20 protein-coding genes, 1 tRNA gene, 1 pseudogene and 1 riboswitch are annotated in these 22,200 nt (G+C 68.1%); of the genes and pseudogenes, 6 read left to right on the top strand and 16 right to left on the bottom strand.

Going from position 1 to position 22,200, the window contains the following annotated elements; all coding sequences use genetic code 11:
• Positions 1–17: 17 nt before the first annotated feature.
• Both GD429_RS02205 and GD429_RS02200 read left to right on the top strand, forming a co-directional pair.
• Entirely contained in the window at positions 18–221 is a 204-nt protein-coding gene (locus GD429_RS02205) for a cold-shock protein (protein ID WP_027783827.1), read from the top strand.
• Between the two features lie 141 nt (positions 222–362).
• Complete coding sequence (locus GD429_RS02200; RefSeq protein ID WP_152855457.1) at positions 363–1,490, top strand: exonuclease domain-containing protein; 1,128 nt, start codon at positions 363–365, stop codon at positions 1,488–1,490.
• A gap of 38 nt (positions 1,491–1,528) precedes the next feature.
• Here the strand turns inward: GD429_RS02200 and GD429_RS02195 are convergent, their stop codons facing one another.
• Together GD429_RS02195 and GD429_RS40245 are read right to left on the bottom strand one after the other, a co-directional pair.
• On the bottom strand, positions 1,529–2,122 hold the full coding sequence (locus GD429_RS02195; RefSeq protein ID WP_152855456.1) for a chorismate mutase: 594 nt from the start codon (positions 2,120–2,122) through the stop codon (positions 1,529–1,531).
• 223 nt (positions 2,123–2,345) lie between these two features.
• Entirely contained in the window at positions 2,346–2,492 is a 147-nt protein-coding gene (locus GD429_RS40245) for a hypothetical protein (RefSeq protein ID WP_009690993.1), read from the bottom strand.
• Between the two features lie 208 nt (positions 2,493–2,700).
• Here GD429_RS40245 and GD429_RS02190 point away from each other — a divergent pair, with 208 nt between their 5' ends.
• From GD429_RS02190 to GD429_RS40875, 3 genes and pseudogenes are all read left to right on the top strand, one after another.
• Positions 2,701–3,090 carry a DUF2946 domain-containing protein gene (locus tag GD429_RS02190; RefSeq protein ID WP_152855455.1) on the top strand — a complete coding sequence of 130 codons (390 nt, stop codon included), beginning with the start codon at positions 2,701–2,703 and terminating at the stop codon, positions 3,088–3,090.
• A 127-nt stretch (positions 3,091–3,217) separates the two neighbouring features.
• Positions 3,218–5,578, top strand: a complete 2,361-nt coding sequence (locus GD429_RS02185) for a TonB-dependent receptor (protein ID WP_152855454.1) — start codon at positions 3,218–3,220, stop codon at positions 5,576–5,578.
• Between the two features lie 106 nt (positions 5,579–5,684).
• Positions 5,685–5,906, top strand: a pseudogene (locus GD429_RS40875) (TlpA family protein disulfide reductase); the annotation flags it as partial.
• Between the two features lie 79 nt (positions 5,907–5,985).
• On the opposite strand, the gene GD429_RS02175 reads toward GD429_RS40875, so the two are convergent.
• The 7 genes from GD429_RS02175 to pepN form a co-directional block, all read right to left on the bottom strand.
• Entirely contained in the window at positions 5,986–6,240 is a 255-nt protein-coding gene (locus GD429_RS02175) for a GlsB/YeaQ/YmgE family stress response membrane protein (RefSeq protein WP_046545158.1), read from the bottom strand.
• Between the two features lie 254 nt (positions 6,241–6,494).
• The gene (locus GD429_RS02170; RefSeq protein ID WP_152855453.1) at positions 6,495–6,716 is read right to left on the bottom strand and encodes a hypothetical protein; all 222 of its coding nucleotides are present in this window, start codon (positions 6,714–6,716) and stop codon (positions 6,495–6,497) included.
• Positions 6,713–8,446, bottom strand: coding sequence for an FAD-dependent oxidoreductase (locus GD429_RS02165; RefSeq protein ID WP_152855452.1), 1,734 nt, complete (start codon positions 8,444–8,446; stop codon positions 6,713–6,715). The genes GD429_RS02170 and GD429_RS02165 overlap by 4 nt, the downstream gene beginning before the upstream one ends.
• A gap of 166 nt (positions 8,447–8,612) precedes the next feature.
• Positions 8,613–9,422: a helix-turn-helix transcriptional regulator gene (locus GD429_RS02160; protein WP_152855451.1), complete on the bottom strand. Its 810-nt coding sequence runs from the start codon at positions 9,420–9,422 to the stop codon at positions 8,613–8,615.
• A 167-nt stretch (positions 9,423–9,589) separates the two neighbouring features.
• A tRNA-Thr gene (locus GD429_RS02155) sits at positions 9,590–9,665 on the bottom strand.
• Positions 9,666–9,874: 209 nt separating this feature from the next.
• Positions 9,875–10,888, bottom strand: coding sequence for a class 1 fructose-bisphosphatase (locus GD429_RS02150; RefSeq protein ID WP_034182997.1), 1,014 nt, complete (start codon positions 10,886–10,888; stop codon positions 9,875–9,877).
• Positions 10,889–11,169: 281 nt separating this feature from the next.
• Positions 11,170–13,863 (bottom strand): aminopeptidase N, encoded by a 2,694-nt coding sequence (pepN, locus tag GD429_RS02145; protein WP_152855450.1) that lies wholly within the window; start codon positions 13,861–13,863, stop codon positions 11,170–11,172.
• A gap of 186 nt (positions 13,864–14,049) precedes the next feature.
• Here pepN and GD429_RS02135 point away from each other — a divergent pair, with 186 nt between their 5' ends.
• Complete coding sequence (locus GD429_RS02135; protein ID WP_152855448.1) at positions 14,050–14,751, top strand: DUF4136 domain-containing protein; 702 nt, start codon at positions 14,050–14,052, stop codon at positions 14,749–14,751.
• 44 nt (positions 14,752–14,795) lie between these two features.
• Here the strand turns inward: GD429_RS02135 and GD429_RS02130 are convergent, their stop codons facing one another.
• The 7 genes from GD429_RS02130 to GD429_RS02095 form a co-directional block, all read right to left on the bottom strand.
• Positions 14,796–15,368 carry a TMEM165/GDT1 family protein gene (locus GD429_RS02130; protein ID WP_131948107.1) on the bottom strand — a complete coding sequence of 191 codons (573 nt, stop codon included), beginning with the start codon at positions 15,366–15,368 and terminating at the stop codon, positions 14,796–14,798.
• 78 nt (positions 15,369–15,446) lie between these two features.
• Positions 15,447–15,584, bottom strand: a riboswitch (yybP-ykoY riboswitch).
• A 151-nt stretch (positions 15,585–15,735) separates the two neighbouring features.
• Positions 15,736–17,055, bottom strand: coding sequence for a guanine deaminase (gene guaD, locus GD429_RS02120; RefSeq protein WP_152855447.1), 1,320 nt, complete (start codon positions 17,053–17,055; stop codon positions 15,736–15,738).
• Positions 17,052–17,462, bottom strand: a complete 411-nt coding sequence (locus tag GD429_RS02115) for a hypothetical protein (RefSeq protein ID WP_152855446.1) — start codon at positions 17,460–17,462, stop codon at positions 17,052–17,054. Before GD429_RS02115 ends, guaD begins: the two co-directional genes overlap by 4 nt.
• Positions 17,463–17,489: 27 nt before the next feature.
• Positions 17,490–18,515: an adenosine deaminase gene (locus tag GD429_RS02110; RefSeq protein WP_152855445.1), complete on the bottom strand. Its 1,026-nt coding sequence runs from the start codon at positions 18,513–18,515 to the stop codon at positions 17,490–17,492.
• A gap of 18 nt (positions 18,516–18,533) precedes the next feature.
• Positions 18,534–19,538 carry a xanthine dehydrogenase accessory protein XdhC gene (gene xdhC / locus GD429_RS02105; RefSeq protein ID WP_152855444.1) on the bottom strand — a complete coding sequence of 335 codons (1,005 nt, stop codon included), beginning with the start codon at positions 19,536–19,538 and terminating at the stop codon, positions 18,534–18,536.
• 631 nt (positions 19,539–20,169) lie between these two features.
• A complete protein-coding gene (locus GD429_RS02100) occupies positions 20,170–20,682 on the bottom strand; it encodes a disulfide bond formation protein B (RefSeq protein ID WP_152855443.1) in 513 nt (170 codons plus the stop codon).
• Positions 20,683–20,820: 138 nt separating this feature from the next.
• Positions 20,821–22,197: an amidase gene (locus GD429_RS02095; RefSeq protein ID WP_152855442.1), complete on the bottom strand. Its 1,377-nt coding sequence runs from the start codon at positions 22,195–22,197 to the stop codon at positions 20,821–20,823.
• Positions 22,198–22,200 lie beyond the last annotated feature (3 nt).

Raw genomic sequence — 22,200 nt, 5'->3', positions numbered from 1 at the left:
GAGTGGGGAACGAAGACATGGATACCGGTATCGTGAAATGGTTTAACGATGCTAAAGGTTTCGGCTTTATTACGTCGGACAATGGTGGTGAAGATTTGTTTGCGCACTTTTCCGAAATCCGGATGGACGGCTTCAAGACGCTGAAGGAAAACCAGCGTGTTTCGTTCGAAGTGAAAGTCGGGCCGAAAGGCAAGCAGGCAGCGAATATCCAGGCGGTCTGACGCGCCACGCGTTACAGATCACGTCCAGCCCCCGCATGGCGGGGGCTTTTTGTTTTCCGGGGGCGGATCGTTTTCGTCCGTGCTGGCCGCGAACACGCGTGCCGGTGCATACTCACGGAAGCATCGTTTCCGTGTCTTTTCATGTCCGATTCCCGTCTATCCGATCCCGCCAGCGAACAACCGCTCGTCTTCGTCGACCTTGAAACCACCGGCGGCTCGTCCGCCGAGCATCGCATCACCGAAATCGGTGTGGTCGAAATCGGCCCGCTCGGCGTGTCGACGTGGACGACGCTCGTCAATCCGGGCCAGTCGATTCCACCGTTCATCCAGCAACTGACGGGTATTTCGGACGCGATGGTGCGCGACGCGCCGTCGTTCGCGTCGCTTGCGCCTGCGCTGTTCGAGCGGCTCGACGGCAAGCTGTTCGTTGCGCACAACGCGAGTTTCGACCGCGGTTTCCTGCGTGCCGAATTCGAGCGCGCCGGCTTTGCGTTCAATCCCGATGTGCTGTGTACGGTGCGGCTGTCACGCGCGCTGTTCCCGCGCGAATCGCGGCACGGGCTCGACGCATTGATCGAACGGCATGGCCTCGTTCCGGCCGCGCGCCACCGGGCGCTCGCGGATGCCGACCTGCTCTGGCAGTTCTGGCGCCAGCTGCACGACATCGTGCCGCTCGAGCGGCTGCGCGACCAGATCGCTCACACGACGCGCCACTTCCGTCTGGCCGGCGATCTGACCGAAGCCTGGCTCGACACCGCGCCGGCCGGGTGCGGTGCGTACGCGCTGTTCGGGGAGGGTGACGAAGCGTTGTATGTCGGCCGCAGCGTGCGCGTGCGGCAGCGGCTGCGCGCGCTGCTGACGGGCGAACGGCGCTCGTCGAAGGAAATGCGGCTCGCGCGGCAGGTGCGGCGTGTCGAATGGTGCGAGACCGGTAATGAACTGGGCGCGATGCTGGCAGAAGCGCAATGGATCGCCCGGCTGCGCCCGTCGTACAACCGGCGTCCGGCGGCCGATATAGCCCGTGCGGGAGGTGCGCCCTGGCCGTTCGAGGGCGCCGTTGCGTTCGAGGCGAACGGCGAGCGTCGCCTGTTTCATGTGATCGACGGCTGGCGCTACCTCGGTTCGGCCGAATCGCTCGACGCGGCCGCGCGGCTCGTGGCCGACGCGGCGGACGGCACGTTCGAACCCTTCACCCATCGCCTGCTGCAGACGCATCTCGCGCGCGGGCTTCAACTGATTCCGCTTGCCGCGCTGACGCCCGCGGGTTGAGCGCAGCGGCGCAATCCGCGCCAGCGGTGCCTGCCGCGTCAGCCGATCGCGCTTGCGCCGCCGGCTGAACAGATATGCGACAGCGCGGTGTCGAGCGCCCGCGTCTGCGTCGAGTCATAGCGCGTGAGCGTCTTCCAGTTCGCGATGCTGCGCGCAAGCCGCGCCTGGCAATCGGGCGCATCGCGCAGCGGCGCGACCTGCGCGAGGCCCGCGAGCATTTTCTGCGTCAGCCGGTCGAGCGCCGGGCGCGTGCTGGTCGCGAGATCGGGCGGCGTGCCCTCGGGCGGCCGCGTCGCGCGCCAGGTCGCGAACAGCGCGTTCTGGACGTCCTTGCTCGCGGCGATCTGATCCTCGAAGAACGTCCGTGCGAACGCAGGATCGACGCCGGCCTCTACCGCGCGCTTCTCGACCGACGTGAGCAGTGCCGCTTCGCGCGGCTGGTCCTCGATCGCCTTGTGATTCGCCCATTTCCATCGCGCGACCGGTTCGGCGAGTGCGAGGCGCTGCGACGCGAGCGCGACGACGTTGGTGAGTGCGGTGTCGTCGCCGTCTGCGCTGGCGATGCGCGGCGACGAAAAGAGGGCGATGCCGAGCGCGGCGACAGCGATGCTGGCACGAATGGCTTGTTTCATCGGAATGATCGGGAGAGCCGGGCAGGCCGGACGTGGAAAACCAGAAGAATAGACGAAGACAGTCGCGCGGCGTAGCGACGCGACAGGAGAATCAGCAGGCGAACTGATCCGGCACCGTCAGGCTGTTGCGGCCCGGGTGCGAGGCGAATTGCGCGCGATGCGCAGCGATGAACCGCACGATAGCGATGATCGACACGTGGCGGTTACAGAACCGAACAGACGTTCACTTCGGCGAGTACAGCTTGTGCTGCTCGTCGAAGAATGCCCGGACGTGCTCGGGCAATTCGGCGAGGAATTCCACGCCGACGGGTTCCGGATCCGGGCTCATCACTTGCTCGGGCGGTGGCATGCGAGTTGGTCTTTCGTCCATGGTGGTTTCTCCAGCAGGTTCGATAATTATCAACCTCGTGCTTGGATTTATGCCAGAGGCGAATCGTTAGATTTTGTCTCTGTTGTATTAACGGCACATGCGCTCCGATGCGAAGTGCGACGAGGTGTGATGCCGACTATTGCGTCCTGCGCAATCGGCAACAATCGGGCCGCTTGTTATACTTGCGCGCACTTTTTCCTGGACCGCGATGAAACGAACGACGCGCTGGATCGGCCTTGTGTGGCTGGCGCTGGTACTGAATGTACTGTCGCCTGTCATCGGCTACGCGCGTCTTGCGTCGAGCGGTTCCGGCGAGCTCACGCTCGAGTTGTGCAGTGCAGCGGGCGCTCGCCAGGTCGTGCTCGCGCAGTCGGGCGACGACCGCGACGCGTCGTCGTTCGACCATGCCGGCGTGCCGCACTGCGTGTACTGTCCGGGCTTCGCGGCGAACGTCGCGCTCGGCACGAGCCTGCCCGCAATGCCGGGCTTCGTGCGGACGTTCGCCTACCGTGCGGCCGCCCCGGCCATTCCCGATTTCCCCCGCAAGGGGATCCGCCTCGCGCAGCCGCGCGCCCCGCCTGAAAACGCGCCGATCTGATTGATGTCGTCCGCGCGCCCCGGTGGCGCGCGTGCCGCCCGCGGCCGGGTCCGCGTGCCGCGCCGCTCGTGCGCGGCGCGCCTGCTCGTGTCCGGCGGCGTCCGATCACGTTTTCAGGAATTCACTCATGTCGTCTACCTTCGCCGCGCGGTCGTCGCGCGGCCGGCTCGCGCTCGCATGCGCGGCCGCTTTCGCATGGCCGGCCGCCCACGCGGCCTCGCCGGATGATGCACGCAACGATCCGGCCCGCAGCGGTATCGATCGATCCGCCGGTGCCGAGCCGGCCTCCGCTGTCGCAGCCGTGCCGGCTGCCACGGCCGGCGATACGCTGACCGCCGTCAGCGTGACCGCGCAGCGGCAACCCGTCGATCCGGATATGCCGGCCGTCGTCGAGTCGATCACGCGCGAGCAGATCGATACGCACACCAACGTCACCACCGAGGATGCGCTGAAGTACGCGCCGAACCTGATGGTTCGCAAGCGCTATATCGGCGACCGCAACAGCGTGTTTGCGGGCCGCGACTTCAACGAACTGCAGAGCGCGCGCGGGCTCGTCTACGCGGACGGCGTGCTGCTGTCGAACCTGCTCGGCTCGAGCTATGCGTACCCGCCGCGCTGGTCGCTGATTCCACCTGACGACATCGCACGCGTCGACGTGCTTTATGGCCCCTTTTCCGCGTTGTATCCCGGCAATTCGATCGGCTCGACCGTGCTGCTCACGACGCGCCGCCCGGAAAAACTCGAGGCGTCGCTGTCGACGCAGTTCTTTACGCAGCGCTACCACGACGGCTACGGGTTCGCGGACAGCTTCGGCGGCAATCACCAGACCGCGCGGATCGCGAACCGCGTCGGCCGGTTCTGGTTCGCGCTGTCGCTCGACCGGCTGGAAAACAACGGGCAGCCGATGCAGTACGCAAGCCCCAATTCGGCCTACAACCCGAAGCTGGGCGCCGCCGTGCCGGTGACGGGCGCCGCGACCGACATCGGGCCCAACGGCAAGCCGCGGACGATCGTCGGCGCGCAGACGATCGAGCGGACCGAGCAGCTCAACGAGACGGTCCGGATGGGCTACGCGTTCACCGACCACGTCGACGCGACCCTCACGCTCGGGCATTGGGAGAACCATTACCGGCAGCACGGCGAATCCTTCCTGCGCGATGCGGCCGGCAATCCGGTCTACGGTGGCAACGTGTCGATCGGCGGCCAGAACATGACCGTCGCGCCGAATGCGTTCGCGCCGCAGCACGGCGACCAGGAGAACTGGCTGTATGCGCTCGGCCTGAACGGCCGGCTCGATTCCGGCTGGCGGCTGTCGGGCGTCGTGTCCGCGTACGACGTGTCGCGCGACGTGCTGCGCGTGGCGTCGGCCGTGCGGGGCGGCGCGGGCACGCTGTTCCAGGGCGACGGCACGGGCTGGCGCACGCTCGACCTGAAGGCCGAGGCGCCGGAAGTGAAGGGCCACACGTTCACGTTCGGCTATCACTTCGACAACTACTTCCTGCGCAACGTCACGTACAACACGGCGGACTGGCTGGCCGGGCCGACCACGTCGCTCGCGAGCGTCTATCGGGGCGATACGCGCACGCAGGCGCTGTTCGCGCAGGATGCGTGGCGCTTCGCGCCGGGCTGGCTCGCGACGCTCGGGCTGCGCTACGAGCGCTGGGATGCGTACGGCGGCGCGCTCGGCAATGCGACCGGCACGCTCGGCTATGCGGACCGCGGCGCGAACGCGCTGTCGCCGAAAGTCGCGCTGCAATGGGACGCGACGGACGTCTGGCGCTTCCGGCTGTCGTTCGCGACCGGCACACGTTTCCCGACGGTCGGCGAACTGTTCCAGGGCACGATCTCGAACAACGCGATCGTCAACAACAACCCGAACCTGCGGCCTGAAAAGGCGATCGACTGGGACTTCACCGCCGAACGGGACGTGGGTGTCGGCGTCGTGCGCGCCAGCGTGTTCCAGAGCGACCTGCGCGATTCGATCTACAGCCAGACGACCGTGTCGGGCGCGTCGACCGTCACCAACATCTCGAACGTCGACCGCGTGCGCGTGCGCGGCGTCGAACTCGCGTTCAGCGGCGAGAACGTCGGGCTGAAGGGGCTCGCGATCGACGCGAACGTGTCGGCGAGCAACGCGCAGATCCTTGCCGATGCCGCGAATCCCGCTTATGTCGGCTCGCGCTTTCCGCGTATTCCGCGCATGCGTGCGAATCTGCTCGCGTCGTATCGCTTCGACGAACACTGGCTCGCGAGCGTTGGCGTTCGCTACTCGGGCCGCCAGTTCAACACGCTCGACAACAGCGACGTGAATCCGGACGTTTACGGCAGCACGAGCTCGTTCACGGTCGTCGACCTGAAGGCACGCTACCGCTTCGACCGTCACTGGACCGCGTCGGTCGGCATCGACAACCTGACGGACCGCCGCTACTACGTGTTCCATCCGTATCCGGGCCGAACTTTCTATGGAGAACTGAAGTGGTCGCTGTGAAATCGTTCGCGGCCGGCTGAGCGTTGTGGGCTCGCGGCGCTGTCGCCCGCCGGCGCGCACGATGCGTGACGTGTCGAAGGCCGCCGAGCCGCATGCCGCGCACATGAGCATGTCGACGGCGCTCGCGCAGATGAACCTGCGCCGCAGGTCGCGCAATATGCGAACGCGGAACCGATGCCCGAGCGTCTGCGCGCGGTGCTCGATGTGGGATGGCTAGGGGAAATGCCGCGCACCGTGTGGATCGGGCGCGATGGCACACGCGAGGCGCGCAGCGGATTGCTGACGGCCGACGTGCTCGACCGGCTGGGCGCAGCGCGCGAAGCGCTGAACGGGCCGGTGGCGCGCGGCGAACGGGCCGCGCGCCGGCCTGATGCGAAAACGCGCCCGAAGGCGCGTGGAGAGAAGCGTCAGGCCGCTCGCTTGAATAGCCGGATCACGAACAGCAGGATCACCGCGCCGACGACCGCGACGATCACCGAGCCGATGAAGCCGCTGCCGATGCTGATGCCGAGCATCCCGGCGAGCCAGCCGCCGATCACCGCGCCGACGATCCCGACGATGATGTCGACGATCAGCCCGAAGCCGCCGCCCTTGACGAGAAGGCCGGCAAGCCAGCCGGCAATCGCGCCGATGATGAGCCACATAATCAAGCCATGAGTCATGGTGGTCCTCTCCTTGTGTTGAGTCGAAATGACCGGACTTCGGCTGTCGCGCCGCAAGCTGGGTGAAGGCGGCATTGCGACCCGCCGCGCCGCCCACGCAATGTAACGCGATAGGCGGGTCAGAATCGTTAAGTAATGTTATGCACCCTTAAGCGGATTTTCCAGGGAATTTGCCTGCCCATGGCACGGCTCGCGCGCGGACGATGTGTGCCGAAATGAATTTGTAAGAAATGGTCGACGATGAAGTCCGTCAGTCAGGAACCTTCGCCGCCGTGCGCCGATGCTTGCATGCCCGCATCGGGCAGCCCGTCGCTTGCGTCGGCGATCAGCCGTGTGACGGTCGCGGTGTCGCCGATCGCCTCGATCGACAGCAGGGCGAAACGGGCGAGAAAGAGCGATGTGCCGGCTTCGCCGATACGGGTCATCGTGCGGCACAGGTCGGTGTAGAGCGTGTCGCGCTCGGCGTCGGTGATCATGCGGTCTCCTGACGATCGGTTGATGCGCGCGGATGGAGCGCGCGTTCCAGCGCCGCGGCCACGTCGTCGGCGCGAGCGTCGTGCCAGCGGCCGAGTACATGCCCGTCCGGACGCACGAGATAGACGGTGCCGTCGCGCGCGCCGTACATGTCGAACAGCCGGCCGTCGTCGTCATGGCCGCCGCAGGCCGGTGCCCGCGGCGCCGCACGCCGTGCGAGCGTGACGAGTGCGAACGGTATCCGCGCATCCTGCAGGCGTCGTTCGAGATCGGCCAGCGACGGATCGGGCACGCCGTCGCGCGTGAAGCAGAACGCGGTGAAGCGTGGCGCGACGAGATCGATCAGATGGCCGCGCCGAGTGTCGCTGTCGTGCGTCGCGTACAGCGTCAGCGGGCATTCCGCGAGCACCGTGCCGGGCGGCGGGCCGGCCGCGAACGTGTCGCGTTCGGCCGCGTTGAGCGGCGACGCCGCATATGCGATTGCCGATGTCTGGCGCGGGTTGATCAGCGAACGCAGCGCCGGATGCCGGACCGCGAGTGTCAGCACGGCCTTGCGCATCAGCTCGAATGCAAACGACGGCGGTGCCATGAACTCGGTGCTCTTCGTGCCGTAGCGCAGGTTCTCGTGCGCCGCGTACACGCGCTCGTCCGAGTAGCTGTCGAGTAGCGTGTCTGCTGCGACGCCGAGGATCACGTACGCGAGTTTCCACGCGATATTGTCGGCATCGTCGATGCCCGAATTCGCGCCACGAACGCCGAAGATCGGCACGAGATGCGCGGCGTCGCCGCAGAACAGCACGCGGCCGTGCCGGTAGCGTTCGAGCGTCAGCGCGTTCGCCTTGTAGATCGTGATCCAGATCGGCGACCACGCACCGCGCTCGCCCATGATGTCGAGCAGGTTCTGCACGCGCGGGATCACGTTCTCGGGTTTCACGGCCGCTTCGGCGTCCTCGTCGTCGCGCAGTTGGTAGTCGATCCGCCACACGTTGTCGGGCTGCTTGTGGACGAGCACCGTCGAACCCGGGTTCGACGACGGATCGAAGTACGCGAGCCGTTCGGTCGGCCGGTCGCTGTCGAGCGCAATGTCGACGATCACGTAGCGGCCCTCGTAGCTCGTGCCCTTGAGCGACAGTCCGAGCGTGTCGCGCATCGTGCTGCGTCCGCCGTCGCACGCGACGACCCAGTCGGCGTCGAGCGCGTAGCCGCCGAGCGGCGTGTCGACGTCCAGGCGCACGCCGTCCGGCTGCCGCGTCACACCGACGACCTTCGTCTGCCAGCGGATATCGATGAGCTCGGGGCGGCGCAGCGCCGCGTCGAGCAGGAACTGCTCGATGTGGTACTGCGCGAGATTCACCATCGGAGGCAGCTTCTGGTTCTCGTCCTGCGGCATCGTGAAATGCAGCACTTCGTCGCGACGGTAGAAGCTGCGTCCGCCGACCCACGGCAACCCCGTGCGCAGGAAGTCGTCGAGCGCGCCGAGCCGTTCGATGATCTCGAGGCTGCGCCGCGAGATGCAGATTGCGCGGCTGCCGTGGCAGACCGAGTCGTCGGCCTCGATCAGCACGCTGCGGATGCCGTGGTTTGCAAGACCGAGCGCGACGGCGAGACCCACGGGGCCGCCGCCGACGATCGCGACGCGATGCCGGCGCGTATCGATGCCGTCGACGCAGTCCGGCAGACGCGCGGGATGGCGTTCGGCGACGAACGGGTAGGGCTTGAATTCGATGTCCATCGTTGGCTTCCAGGGTGATCCGGTTCGACGCTTGCGCATCGGCGATGCGATGCGGGCAACAGGTCGCTGCAGTATGGAAGCCGGCCGTGCCGTCGTTGTCCCCATTCCGGGTACAGCGACCGGTTGCAGGCGTGACCGCGACGGGCTCAGTGCGAGCCGGGACGGTTCAAGGTCGCAGGCACAGCGCAAACAGTTCGCGCTGGCCCGAAATGCCGAGGCGCCGGTACGCGCGCTTCTGGTAGGTCACGACGCTCGATGCCTTCACGTCGATCGTGTCGCCGATGTCGTGCGCGGTCTGGCCTTCGAGCACGCCGCGCAGCACGTCGAGTTCGCGCTTGGACAACGCCGGGCACGCACTGCGCAGCCGTGCGAGCATCATTTGCGGGATGCCGACCTGCGTCGCGCCGGCGAGCGCGTAGTGATGCTTCGCGGCTTGCGCGATCAGCGGCGCGAGCGTTTCGATCGCCGCGATCTCGCGCGGCTGGAACGCGCCGCTGCGATGCGCGCGGTACAGGTTGATCGACAGCCAGCTCGCATCGTTGGGCTGCATCAGCAGCGCCAGCCGGTCGGACACGTCGGGGCCGCGGTAGCAGGCCGCGCGATACGCTTCGTGACCGATCTCGTCGCCGGCCTGCAGGTGCAGCAGCAGGTCGTGGCGGCGTGCGCCGCGATGTGCGGTCGACACGATCTGCTGGTTGCCGTCGAGTGCGTAGAAATGTCGTGCGTAGGTGTCGGCGAGGTCGCGCAGGTAGCGGCCGCCGCGATGATCGGCGACCGACATCGTGCGCGGGCGGTTGCCGAATTCGTACGCGAAGATCGTGCACTGCGTGATGGACAGCGCGTCGTCGAACAGCTTCAGGACTTCGGCCGCGAATGCGTTCGGTTCGTTGCCGCCGATCGCGGCGACGAGGCGCGTCGCGCGGGACACGTCCAGTTGCCCGGTAAGGTTCGGTCGCTCGAGACGCCAGGTGCGCATGATGCGGGGAGAGGGCGGTGTGGTCCGGCGATTGTAATCGGCGGTGCGCGGCGCGTGACTCGGGAGATGCCCGCAAGCGGACGTGGCGCGGGGAGAGCGGGCGCACGATTTCGGCGCCGGAAAAGAGAAAAGGTCTGACAAGCGATGCTTGTCAGACCTTTATGTCTTGGTGCCGGAGATAGGAGTCGAACCTACGACCTTCGCATTACGAATGCGCTGCTCTACCAACTGAGCTACACCGGCAGCAGAGAAATGAAATTATATGGTCAAATCCGAGATCTTGGCAATAGGTTTTGCGATTTTTTTTCAGCTTGCTACCGCTGCTGCTTCGCGAAACCATCGATCCGGCGGACTTCCCGCTTTCACTTCACTGCGATGCAGCCGGTCAGGGCCACATCGCGAGGCGCGATTGTACTTGCGTCGCGCACCTCCGTCCAGTGCTGCAGTGCAAATTATTCGGCTTCGTCGTGATAGCCGGTGACACGCTCGACTTCGTTCTTCGAACCGAGGAACACGGGCACGCGCTGGTGCAGGCCCGTCGGCTGCACTTCCATGATGCGCTGCGTGCCGGTCGTCGCGGCGCCGCCCGCCTGTTCGACGATGAACGACATCGGGTTCGCTTCGTACATCAGGCGCAGCTTGCCCGGACGATCGGGCGTGCGCTTGTCGGCCGGGTACATGAAGATGCCGCCGCGGTTCAGGATCCGGTGCACGTCGGCGACCATCGATGCGATCCAGCGCATGTTGAAGTTGTCGCCGCGCGGGCCGTCCTTGCCGGCGTTCAGCTCGTCGACATAGCGCTTGACCGGGTCGTACCAGTGGCGCGCGTTCGATGCGTTGATCGCGTATTCGCGCGTGTCGGCCGGGATCTGCATGTTGCTCTGCGTGAGCACCCACGAGCCGACTTCGCGGTCGAGCGTGAAGCAGTTCACGCCGTTGCCGGTCGTCAGCACGAATACCGTTTGCGGGCCGTAGACCGCATAGCCGGCGGCGACCTGCTCGGTGCCGGGCTGCAGGAACGATTCTTCGGTGGCCTGTTTGCCGTCCGGGCAGCGCAGCACCGAGAAGATCGTGCCGATCGACACGTTCACGTCGATGTTCGACGAGCCGTCGAGCGGGTCGAACACGAGCAGGTATTCGCCGCGCGGGTAGTTCGCGGGGATCGGGAAGAACGTTTCCATTTCTTCCGACGCCATCGCGGCGAGGTTGCCGCCCCATTCGTTCGCGTCGAGCAGGATCTCGTTCGACAGGATGTCGAGCTTCTTCTGCACTTCGCCCTGGACGTTCTCGCTGCCGGCGGTACCGAGCGCTTCGCCGAGCGCGCCCTTCGACACGTTGTAGCTGATCGCCTTGCACGCGCGGGCGACGACTTCGATCAGCAGGCGCAGGTCGGCGGGGAGGTTGTTGGTCTCACGTTGCTGTTCGATCAGGAACTTCGACAGCGTGGTGCGGCGGGCAATGGACATAACAGACTCCGAAAGGCCAAAGAATCCTTGAATTGCCGCAATTTTACCCGTCGCGCCTCGCGTGCCGCCGGCTTTTTTCGTCCGGTTACAAGGCCGGGCGGTCGGATCGGCCCGGTTTCCGGGGGCGGCGACGGGCGGGGTGCGCGTCGCAGCGGCGGCAAATTGCGCGATCGGACCCCGCGATTCCGCCCGGTTCCAATCGCACTCGCGCAAAATAAAAAAGCCGGCGTCGCGTCAGGCGGCACCGGCTTTATCGCGCGGGCGCGATGCGCTCGCTTGCGTCAGGCGAGCGCTTTCTCGACGATCTCGCGCACGTCGCGCGATTTCGCGCCGGCGGCAACCTGCTCGAGCGCCGCGCGCATCCGGTCGCGCAGTGCAGGCGTGAAGCGGCGCCACAGTTCGAGCGAACGCGCGAGGCGCGCCGCGACCTGCGGGTTGATCGCGTCGAGCGCGAGCACCTGTTCGGCCCAGAACGCGTAACCCGAGCCGTCCGCCGCATGGAACTGCGCGGGGTTGGCCGCGCAGAAGCTGAAGATCAGCGAGCGCGCGCGGTTCGGGTTCTTCAGGTTGAACGCGGGGTGCGCGAGCAGCTTGCGAACCTTCGCGAGCGTCGGCTGCGCGGGCGTGCCGCGCTGCGCCGCCTGCATCGCGAACCACTTGTCGATCACGAGCGCTTCCTTCTCGAAGCGACGGTAGAAGTCGTCGAGCGCATGCTCGGCCGGTTCGTCCGCACCCGCGGCCGCGGCGGACAGCAGCGCGCCGAGCGCGGCCGCGCGATCGGTCATGTTGTTCGCCGCGTCGTACTGCGCGGTCGCGAGGCGCACGGCGTCGGCCGGGTCGTCGAGTTCGGCCAGATACGCGAGTGCGAGGTTCTTCAGCGCGCGGCGGCCGGAGGCCTCCGGCGTCGGCTCGTATGCGCCGGGCGTCTGGTGCTGCTCGTACGCTGCGAGCCAGTCGGCGCGCAGCGCGGTCGCGAGCCGGCGGCGCACGAACAGGCGCGCGCGATGCACGGCGGCCGGGTCGGCCTCGGCCATCTGGTCGGCGAGATAGGTTTCCGACGGCAGCGTCAGCGCGAGTTCGCGGAACGCCGGCGACAGTGTCGCATCGGTCAGCACGCGGCGGAACGCGGCGACGAAGTTTTCGCCGAGCGTGAGCGGCTCGTTCGCGGCGGCACGCGCGGCGAGCGTCAGCAGCGCGCGCGTCGCGAGGCGCTGGCCGGCTTCCCAGCGGTTGAACGGATCGCTGTCGTGCGCGAGCAGGAAGGCAAGGTCGTCGTCGCTGTAGTCGTACTCGACGATCACCGGCGACGAGAAGTTGCGCAGTAGCGACGGCAGCGGTGCTTCGGGCACGTCGACGAACGTGAAGGTCTGCTCGGCGTCGGTGAAGTCGAGCACGCGCGTCGTGCCCGATGCGGCGGCTTCGCCGTCGAGGCGCAGCGGCAGGTCGCGGCCGTCGCGGCCGATCAGGCCGATCGCGAACGGAATCAGGAGCGGCCCCTGCTGCGTTTCGCGCGCGGCCGGCGACGCGTCGCCGTAGCCCTGCGCGAGCGTCACCGTATAGCGGCGCGCGGCTGCGTCGTACGCGGTGCGCACCGACACGCGCGGCGTGCCGGCCTGGCTGTACCAGCGCTCGAACTGCGCGAGGTCGCGCCCGTTCGCGTCGGCCATCGCGTGACGGAAGTCGTCGCAGGTCACCGCATGGCCGTCATGGCGCTTGAAGTACAGGTCCATCCCCTTGCGGAAGCCGTCGCGGCCGAACAGCGTCTGGTACATCCGCACGACTTCCGAGCCTTTTTCGTAGACGGTCATCGTGTAGAAGTTGTTGATCTCGACGTAGCTCTCCGGGCGCACCGGGTGCGCCATCGGGCCTGCATCCTCGGCGAACTGCAACTGGCGCAGCACGCGCACGTCCTCGATGCGCTTGACCGCGCGGGCCGCCGATTCGACTTCGTCGCCCGCGGCCATGTCGGCCGAGAATTCCTGGTCGCGGAACACCGTCAGGCCTTCCTTCAGGCTCAGCTGGAACCAGTCGCGGCAGGTCACGCGGTTGCCCGTCCAGTTGTGGAAGTACTCGTGGCCGACCACCGATTCGATGTTCGCGAAGTCGGTGTCGGTCGCGGTCTCGGGGTTCGCCAGCACGTACTTCGTGTTGAAGATGTTGAGCCCCTTGTTTTCCATCGCGCCCATGTTGAAGTCGCCGACCGCGACGATCATGAAGCGGTCGAGATCGAGCTCGAGGCCGAAGCGCTTTTCGTCCCAGCGGATCGAGTGGATCAGCGAATCCATCGCGTGACGCGTCTTGTCGAGGTCGGCCGGCTCGACCCACACCTGCAGCAGTTTTTCCTTGCCCGAGCCGGTCGTGATCTTTTCCTCGATCGCGACGAGCGTGCCCGCGACGAGCGCGAACAGGTAGCTCGGCTTGCGGAACGGGTCTTCCCATTTCGCGAAGTGGCGGCCGTCGGGCAGGTCGCCCGAATCGACGAGGTTGCCGTTCGACAGCAGCACCGGGTACGCGGCCTTGTCGGCGCGCAGCGTGACCGTGTACGACGCCATCACGTCGGGGCGGTCGAGGAAGTAGGTGATGCGGCGGAAGCCTTCGGCTTCGCACTGCGTGAAGAAGTTGCCGCTCGACACGTACAGGCCCGACAGCGTCGTATTCTGGTCGGGCGCGCATGCGCTTTCGAGCGTCAGCTCGAAAGCCTCGGGTACGTTCTCGACGGTCAGCCCGTGTTCGTGCGCGCGCACGGCGCCGTGCGGCGCGCCATCCAGCCGTGCGCCGAGGAATTCGAGCGCTTCGCCCAGCAGCTCCAGGTGCGGCGCGGACGCGGCGTCCGGATTGCGGCGCACGCGCATCGTATTCCTGACGATCGTGCGGGCCGGCGCGAGATCGAATTCGAGCGCGACGGAATCGATGAGGAAGGCCGGCGGCGTGTAGTCGGCGCGGCGGATCACGGTGGAGGAGGCGTTGTCGGACATGGTCGTCGAGATCGGTGGAGTGGGGGACGGGCCCGCGGCACGGGCCAGGCGAACCGGGCCATTGTACAAAGCCTTGCGGCTGCGTGCCGCGCGAACTTTTTACCGCTTTCGGCAGTCCGCGTATTATCGGCATCCCGTGCGATTCGCGCGGTGCGACGAACGGGTGACGGATCGACGAGGATCAACATGAAACGCGAATGGATTTTTCGCGGTGCGGGCTGGGCGGCGGCGCTGTGCGTGGCGCTGCTGACCGGCTGCACCAGCTACGTGACGACCCAGGTCACGGCCTTCTCCGACTGGAGCGGCAGCGACGCGACACGCACCTATGCGTTCACGCGCAGCGACGCGCAGAAGAACAGCATCGAGCAGTCGACCTACGAGCCGATCGTCGCGAGCGAACTGTCGGCGTATGCGTTCCGGCAGGTGCCGCTGGCGCAGGCGCGGTATCTCGTCGGGCTGACCTATGCGGTCGGCAGCGATCTCGTGACGGTGCCGCAACCCGTCTACTACGATCCCTGGTTCGTCGGGCCGGGGCCGTACTGGCGGCACGGGCCGTGGGGCCCGTGGGGGCCCTGGGGGCCGATGCCGGCCGGCTACGTCGCGCAGACATACCAGGTGTTCGACTACACGCTCGGCATCCGCATCACCGAGCGCGCGACGGGCAAGGAGGTCTACAACGTGTCCGCGCGCACGACCGGCGACAACGGCACGCTGCTGTACGCGATGCCGTTCCTTGCGCGCAGCGCACTCGCCGATTTCCCGCTGTCGAACGGCGCGGTCCGCTCGGTCCGGCTGCCGGTCGACAAGCACGGCGGGCCGGCGGCGCCGGCCGCCAACGAGCGCGCGGTGCCGGCTGCGCCGGCTTCGGGCGCGGCGCTCGCGAAGTAACGCGGCGCCAGCAACGGCGCGGCCGCGCCGGCCACCTTCGTCCGTCAGGCCCCGATGCCCAGCAGCGCCAGCGCGCCGAGCACGACGAACAGCACGGCCGCGATGCCGTGCACGAGCTTCGTCGGCAAACGGTGCGCGAAGCGGTCGCCGAGCAGGATCGCCGGCACGTTCGCGAGCATCATCCCGAACGTCGTGCCGGCCACGACGCCGATGTAGTCCTGGAAGCGCGCGGCAAGCGCGACGGTCGCGATCTGCGTCTTGTCGCCCATTTCCGCGAGGAAGAACGCGACGAGGGTCGCGCCGAACACGCCGAGCCGCGAACGGTTGGCATTGGCTTCGTCGGCATCGAGCTTGTCCGGCACGAGGATCCACAATCCCATCGCGATGAACGAGAACGCGAGCGCCCAGCGCATGATCGACGGCGTGACGAGCGCGCCGAGCCATTCGCCGAGCGCGCCTGCGAAACCGTGGTTCACGAGCGTCGCGACGAGCACGCCGAGAATGATCGGCACCGGTTTGCGATAGCGCGCGGCCAGAACGAGGGAAAGCAGTTGGGTCTTGTCGCCGATTTCAGCGAGGGCGACGGCGCCGGTGGAAATCAGGAAGGCTTGGGACACGTATGGGGTTCCGCGGGCCGATGTTGTGCGTGCGAGCGACGATCCACGGCGCGCCGGGCCCTGATGCGGCGCACTGTGAACCATCGGTCTCGCCAGGCCTAGGTGGCTGCGTCCGCCATGGCCGAACGGCCAAGTCTGTTGACGGACGCCTCCGTCACGATGCGCGCCGGGGGCGCGAGGCATCGAGCGGAGCGGCTACTCCCCAATGAGCGGCGAATTCTAGCACGGTGTGTCGCGCGTGGGAATGCGGCCGGGCAGGGCTGCGAGGCGCGCCGGGACACGATCGGCGCGTGGCGCCTTCGGCTACCCGGCATGCGCGGTGGCGGATGCGTCGCCGCGCATGCGGGGACGGACACCCGGCGGGCAGTTACGCCGCGGCCGCGCGGCGGGCCGCGCCGCGTTCGTGGACGAGCGTGCCGGCCGCATAGGTGCGGTACACCGCGCGGTCGTCGCCGAGCAGCGCGAACGCGAACAGCAGTTCCTCGAGCGAATCCGCGCGCTTCGTGCGGCGTGCGAGCAGCGGCGTGGCCTGCGGATCGAGCACGACGAAGTCGGCCTCGGTGCGCGGCGCGAGCGTGCCGACCGTGTCGGCGAGGTCGAGTGCCTGCGCGGCGCCGGCCGTCGCGAGCCAGAACATCCGCGTCGCGGACAGGTGGTGGCCCGACAGCCGCGCGACCTTGTGCGCTTCGTTCATCGTCTGCAGCATCGAGAACGACGTGCCGCCGCCGACGTCGGTGGCGAGCGTGACGGGCACGTCGTATTCGCCGGCCTTGTCGAAATCGAACAGCCCGCTGCCGAGGAAGAAGTTCGACGTCGGGCAGTGCGCGACGACGGTGCGCGTCTCGGCCATCCGGCGGCGGTCCTCGTCGTCGAGGTGGATGCAGTGGCCGTACACCGCGCGCGGACGCAGCAGCCCGTAGCGGTCGTAGATGTCGAGATAGCTGCGATGGCCGGGGAACAGCTCGGCCACCCATTTCACCTCGTCGACGTTTTCCGCGACGTGGCTCTGCACGAACACGTCCGGATGGCGGCGAGCGAGCTCGCCGCACGCTTCGAGCTGCGCCTCGGTCGACGTCGGCGCGAAGCGCGGCGTGAGCGCATACATCTGGCGGCCCTTGCCGTGCCAGCGGCCGATCAGCTCGGCGCTGTCGTCATAACCCGATTGCGCGGTGTCGCGCAGGAATTCGGGGCAGTTGCGGTCCATCAGCACCTTGCCCGCGATCATCCGCAGGTCGCGGGCGTCGCTCGCCGCGAACAGCGCGTCGGCCGACTGCTTGTGCACCGTGCAGTAGACGAGCGCGCTCGTCGTGCCGCAGGCAAGCAGTTCGTCGACGAAGAATTCGGCGACTTCGCGCGCATGCTCGGGATCGCCGAACCGGCGCTCGGTCGGGAACGTGTACTTGTCGAGCCAGGGCAGCAGGCCCGGCGCCGGCGACGCGATCATGTCCGTCTGCGGATAGTGGATGTGCGTGTCGATGAAGCCGGGCACGATCAGCTTGTCGCGCAGGTCATGGACGATCGCGTCGCGCGCGAGCGTCGCGGCGAGCTGTGCATACGGGCCGGCCGCGACGACCTTGCCGTCGGCGACGATCAGGAGGCCGTCGGTCTCGTAGTTCGCGGCCTGGCTCGATTGCGCCGGGTCGCCGTTGAAGGTCAGCAGTTGGGAACGAAAAGCGGTTTGCGTCATGACGAATGGTCCTGCATCAAGGTAAGGCGAACAGAAGAAAGCGATCGACGCCGCGCGGGCGACGGCATGGATGGCGCCGCCCGCGCGGTTGCGGGACGGCACTTCGCGAATCGCCGCGACACACTGCGCGACGCGCGGCCGGATGCGATCGCGCAGGCGCTCGTGGCGGCCGCGGCCGCCGTCGCGTGGCTGCCGGCGAACCGCGCAGCGCTGGCGATCGCGCCCGCTGCGGCGGCGCACGGGACGGCAAGCCGCGACCGCACGCGCCGGCGGGCGGCGACGGACAGCGCCGCCGCCACGCGGGCAACGAACGCGCTGCACCCGTTTGCGCCGGGCGCATGCGTGCGATCGGCGCGGCGCAAGGCCGGGCCATGAGTCGCGAAGCGGATGCCGTTGCCGTGTTTCATCTGTCTAGCGCACCTCGATGCCGGCCGTCACGCGGCCTGCCAGTACGCGTCGAGGCGCGCGATCAGTGCGTCGCGCTGCGCAGGGTCGACGAACGACGCCTCGAAGCCATTGCGGATCACCGCCTGGACTTCGGCATCGGTGAGCTGCAGCCCCGCGACCGTCGCGAAGTAGTTTTCATTGACGTAGCCGCCGAAATAGGCCGGATCGTCCGAATTGATCGTCACCGCGACACCGCGGTCGAGCAGCGCCTTCAGCGTGTGTTTCGCCATGTCGTCGAACACGCACAGTTTCAGGTTCGACAGCGGGCAGACGGTGAGCGCCGTGCGCGTGCGCGCGAGGCGTTCGACGAGCGCCGCGTCCTCGATGCTGCGCACGCCGTGGTCGATCCGGTCGACCTTCAGCACGTCGAGCGCTTCGTAGATATAGGCCGGCGGGCCTTCCTCGCCCGCGTGCGCGACGAGCTTCAGCCCGAGCGCGCGCGCCTTTTCGAACACGCGCGCGAACTTCGTCGGCGGATGGCCGAGCTCGGACGAGTCGAGGCCCACGCCGATCAGGCGATGGCGATAGCGCTCGAACAGCGGCAATGCGGATTCGAACGTCGCGAGCGCGTCCTCTTCGGGCAGGTGGCGCAGGAAGCACAGAATCAGCTTGCTCGACAGCCCGCGCTGCTCGGCATCGGCGAGTGCGCGCTCGATGCCCGCGACGACCGTCTCGATCGGCACGCCGCGTTCGGTGTGCGTCTGCGGGTCGAAGAACAGTTCGGTGTGGACGACATTGTCGGCGAGCGCGCGTTCGCAGTACGCGGCCGTCATGTCGTAGAAATCCTGCTCGGTCAGCAGCACGCTTGCGCCTGCGTAATAGATGTCGAGGAACGACTGCAGGTCGGTGAACGCGTACGCGGCGCGCAGCGCGTCGATCGAGTCGTACGCGAGCTTCACGCCGTTGCGCTGCGCGAGCGCGAAAATCAGTTCGGGCTCGAGCGAGCCTTCGATATGGATGTGCAGCTCCGCTTTCGGCGCACGGGCAATCTTGTCCTTGAATGTCGGGGTCATGGCGTCGTTCTTGGTCGGTCAGTAGGTAGGGGAAGCCTGCGCGTTCGCGTTCGCCTCGACGGCCTGCAGCAATTGCGCGGCCACCGAGATCGCGATCACTTCGGGGGCCTTGTCGATGATGCCTTCGACACCGATCGGGCAGCGCATCCGCGCGACCTGGGACGGGTCGATGCCGATGGCCGCGAGGCGATGATCGAACTGCACGCGTTTCGCGTGCGAGCCGGTCATTCCGAAGTACGCATAGTCACCGCGTCGCAGGATGCGCTCGGCCAGCACGAAATCGAGTGCGTGGTCGTGCGTCATCACGACGAAGTAGGACTGCGGCGGCGCCGTGTCGACGGCGTCCGCCGGTGCGGCGGCCGCCTCGATCGCGAGATTGCCGATGCCGGCGAGCACGTCGGCCGGCGGAAACACCGCATCGGGCCCGTCGATCCAGCGCACCTGGCACGGCAGCGTCGCCAGCACCTTCACGAGCGCGGTGCCGATGTGCCCGGCGCCGAACAGCATGACGGGGAACGCATACGGCGCGATCGTTTCGGTCATCAGCGACACGCCGCCGGTTTCCCACAGCAGGCAGTCGGCCCGCGCGGCTTCCGATTCGGGCTCGCTCAACAGCGGCGCGCCCGGCGAGGGGCCGAATGATACGCTACGCACGGTCGCGGCCCCGGCCGCGACGCGCTTCGCGAGCGACATGATCCAGCCGAGATCGCCGACGTCGAGCCGCTCGAACGCGAGCACGACCACACCGCCGCAGCACTGGCCGAGGCTCGGGCCGAGCGCGAGCCGTTCGAGCCTGCGCGCGTGGGGCACGTGCGCGCCGTCCTTCAGCAGATGCCGCGCGATCTCGATCGCCTTCCATTCCAGATGACCGCCGCCGATCGTATGGCGGGCCATGTCGCGCGTGACGAGCATCTTGGTGCCGGCTTCGCGCGGCGCGGAGCCGTCGGTGTGCGCGACTGTCACGAGCACGGCCGCTTCGCCGTGCGCGAGCAGTTGCTGCAGATCGCCGAGCCAGGCTTCCATCAGCACGCTCCGTTCGGGACGACGCGGCACGACACGCGGCGCGGGCTGGCGGGCGCGGCGGCAGCGAGGACGGACGGGAGCGGGGTAGGCCGGCCGCACGGCCGATGCAGTGCGGCGGCAGCGCGCGGAACGCGCGTGCGAACGGCGGCGCCGCCGGATACGCGGACGCCATGAGGGAGACGGATGCGGATGGTTTGCGTTGTCATGATGAATCCATTCGACATTGCGGATCGGGCGCGCGTTACGCAGTGGGCGGTGAGACCGCCTGGCCTCGCGCACGTAGATCGCCATCCAGCCACGAAGATAGCACCGCAAGGCAACGGGAACATCGCCGGGCAGTGATCCGGGCTATCAGGAGGCGATCATGTCGATCATAGGCCCGCCGCGCGGCATCGGGGCGCCGATGCGTGCACGTCGGACCGAAACGCAGGCGCGGCGGGGCGCGGGCGCCGCAGTCGCGCGACGCGCGTTCGCCCGGAACGCCGGGCCGCGGCAGGGTAGGGGTTTACGTGTGGCCGGCCAGGTGCGGCTTGCGAAAGCGTCCGGCAGGGCCGGGCGACGACGGACCGGCGGCGCGTGGCCCGACTGATCGGGCCGCGCGCGCAGGGCGCCGCCATTGCGGCTGGCCGGGTCAGGCCGCGAGCTTGCGGCGATGGCGCCAGAGGCTTGCGACGACCGCAATCAGGATCACGGCGAAGCCGATCAGCGCCCAGCCGGGCAGCAGGATGCCGAGGATCGGCGGGTAGACGGTTTCGCACAGCCCGGCGACCTTGAACATGCCGGGGAACCACTGCGCGGGCGGCAGGCTGTCGACGATCGGCTGCAGCGTGTCGAAGCCGCAGCTGAAGCCCGGATTCATCTGGATCGACAGGTGCCGTGCGGCCGTGCCGACGCCGCCGGCCGCGGCGATCGCGATCAGCAGCTCGAGCACCCAGATGCCGCGCCAGTTGCGGATCCCGGCGGCCAGGAACGCGAAGATCCCGATCGCGGCGAAGAAGTAGCGCTGGATGATACACAGCGGGCACGGATCCTCGTTCTTCACGTACTGCAGGTACAGCGCACCGGCCAGCAGGGCGATGCACACCCATCCGAGCAGCATCAGCAGGCGGCGTTCGCGGCGTAGCGCAAGCGTGTAGTCGTTCATGTCGGCGGGGTTCCTCGTGGGTCGGTCCGGAAAACAATCGCGCGATTTTAGCGCGAACGGTCTGGCACGAAACTGACAGCGCGCGTGCGGCACCCTGCCGCACCGCGCGCATCGCCCGCCGTCGATCGGCTGGCGCGGTCAGCGGATCGTGTTCAGCACGGCCTCGACCGCCTGGCCGATCGCGAGCAGCGCGTCGTCGCGATGCGGCGCCGCCGCGAGCATCAGGCCGACCGGCGCCGCGTCGCGCGGATGGCACGGCAGCGACAACGCGCACGCGTCGAGGAAGTTGAACGCGCTCGGGTTGCGCAGGATCAGCGCATTGGTGCGCGTGAACGCGGCGTCGTCCGCTTCGAGTTCCGCGATGCGCGGCGGCACCACCGGCACCGTCGGCGCGACGAGCGCATCGAAGCGCGACCAGACCGTGTGCGCGGCTTCGTCGAGCATCGCGGCGCGCGCGGCGAGCAGGTCGAGATAGTCGGCCGCGCTCGCGGGTTCGCCCTTCAGGATCCGCGTCAGCACGCGCGGGTCGTATCGGTCGCGGTGCTGCGCGAGCAGCGGGCGATGCCATGCGTACGCCTCGATCGGCGAGAAGCCGAAGCGGTTGATGTCCGGCAGCCGGTCGAGCGCGGAGAAGCGCACTTCCGTGACGATCGCGCCGGCGGCTTCGAGATGCTTGAGCGCGGCGTCGAGCGCGGCCGCGACGTCGGCATCGACGCCATCCGTCACGTAGTTCGTCAGCACGCCGAGCCGCACGCCTTCGAGCGGCCGCGCGGCCGGCACGTGCGGCTCGAGGCCCGCGAGCATCCGGTCGACGAGCGCGCAGCAGGCGACCGTCAGGCCGATCGGGCCGAACGAGTCGAGCGTCGTCGACAGCGGCACGCCGCCTTGCGTCGGGATCCGGCTCGCGGTCGGCTTGAAGCCTGTCAGCCCGCACAGGGCGGCAGGAATGCGGATCGAGCCGCCCGTGTCGGTGCCGAGCGCGACGGCGGCCATCCCGTCGGCGACGGACGCGGCCGCGCCCGACGACGAGCCGCCGGAAATCCGGGCATCGCCCGGCACGTCGCGATGGTACGGCGAGCGCGGGTTGCCGAAGTGCGGATTCAGCCCGAGCCCGGAGAACGCGAACTCGCTCATGTTCGTGCGGCCGACCAGCACGGCGCCCGCACGCTTGAGCCGCGCGACGGCGACCGCATCGGTGCGCGCGGCCGGCGCGCCGTCGAGCACGCGCGAACCGGCGCGCGTCACTTGGCCCGCGACGTCGAACAGGTCCTTCACCGACACGGGAATGCCCGCGAGCGGCGACAGCACGGTGCCCGCGGCGCGCAGCCGGTCGTGCGCGTCGGCGGCCGCGCGCGCGTTGTCGGCAGCGACTTCGGTGAAGACGACGGCACCCTGGCCCGACGGATCGGCGATCCGGTCGAGCGCGGTGTCGACGAGCGCGCGGCTCGTGGTCCGCCCGGCGGCGAGGTCGGCGGCGAGCTGGGCGAGCGGGGGGAAGGGCGTGAACGTGGTCATGGG

This window comes from Burkholderia sp. BE17 (assembly GCF_009362305.1).
GTDB lineage: Bacteria > Pseudomonadota > Gammaproteobacteria > Burkholderiales > Burkholderiaceae > Burkholderia > Burkholderia pyrrocinia_C.
This window is presented reverse-complemented; position numbering and strand designations above follow the sequence as displayed.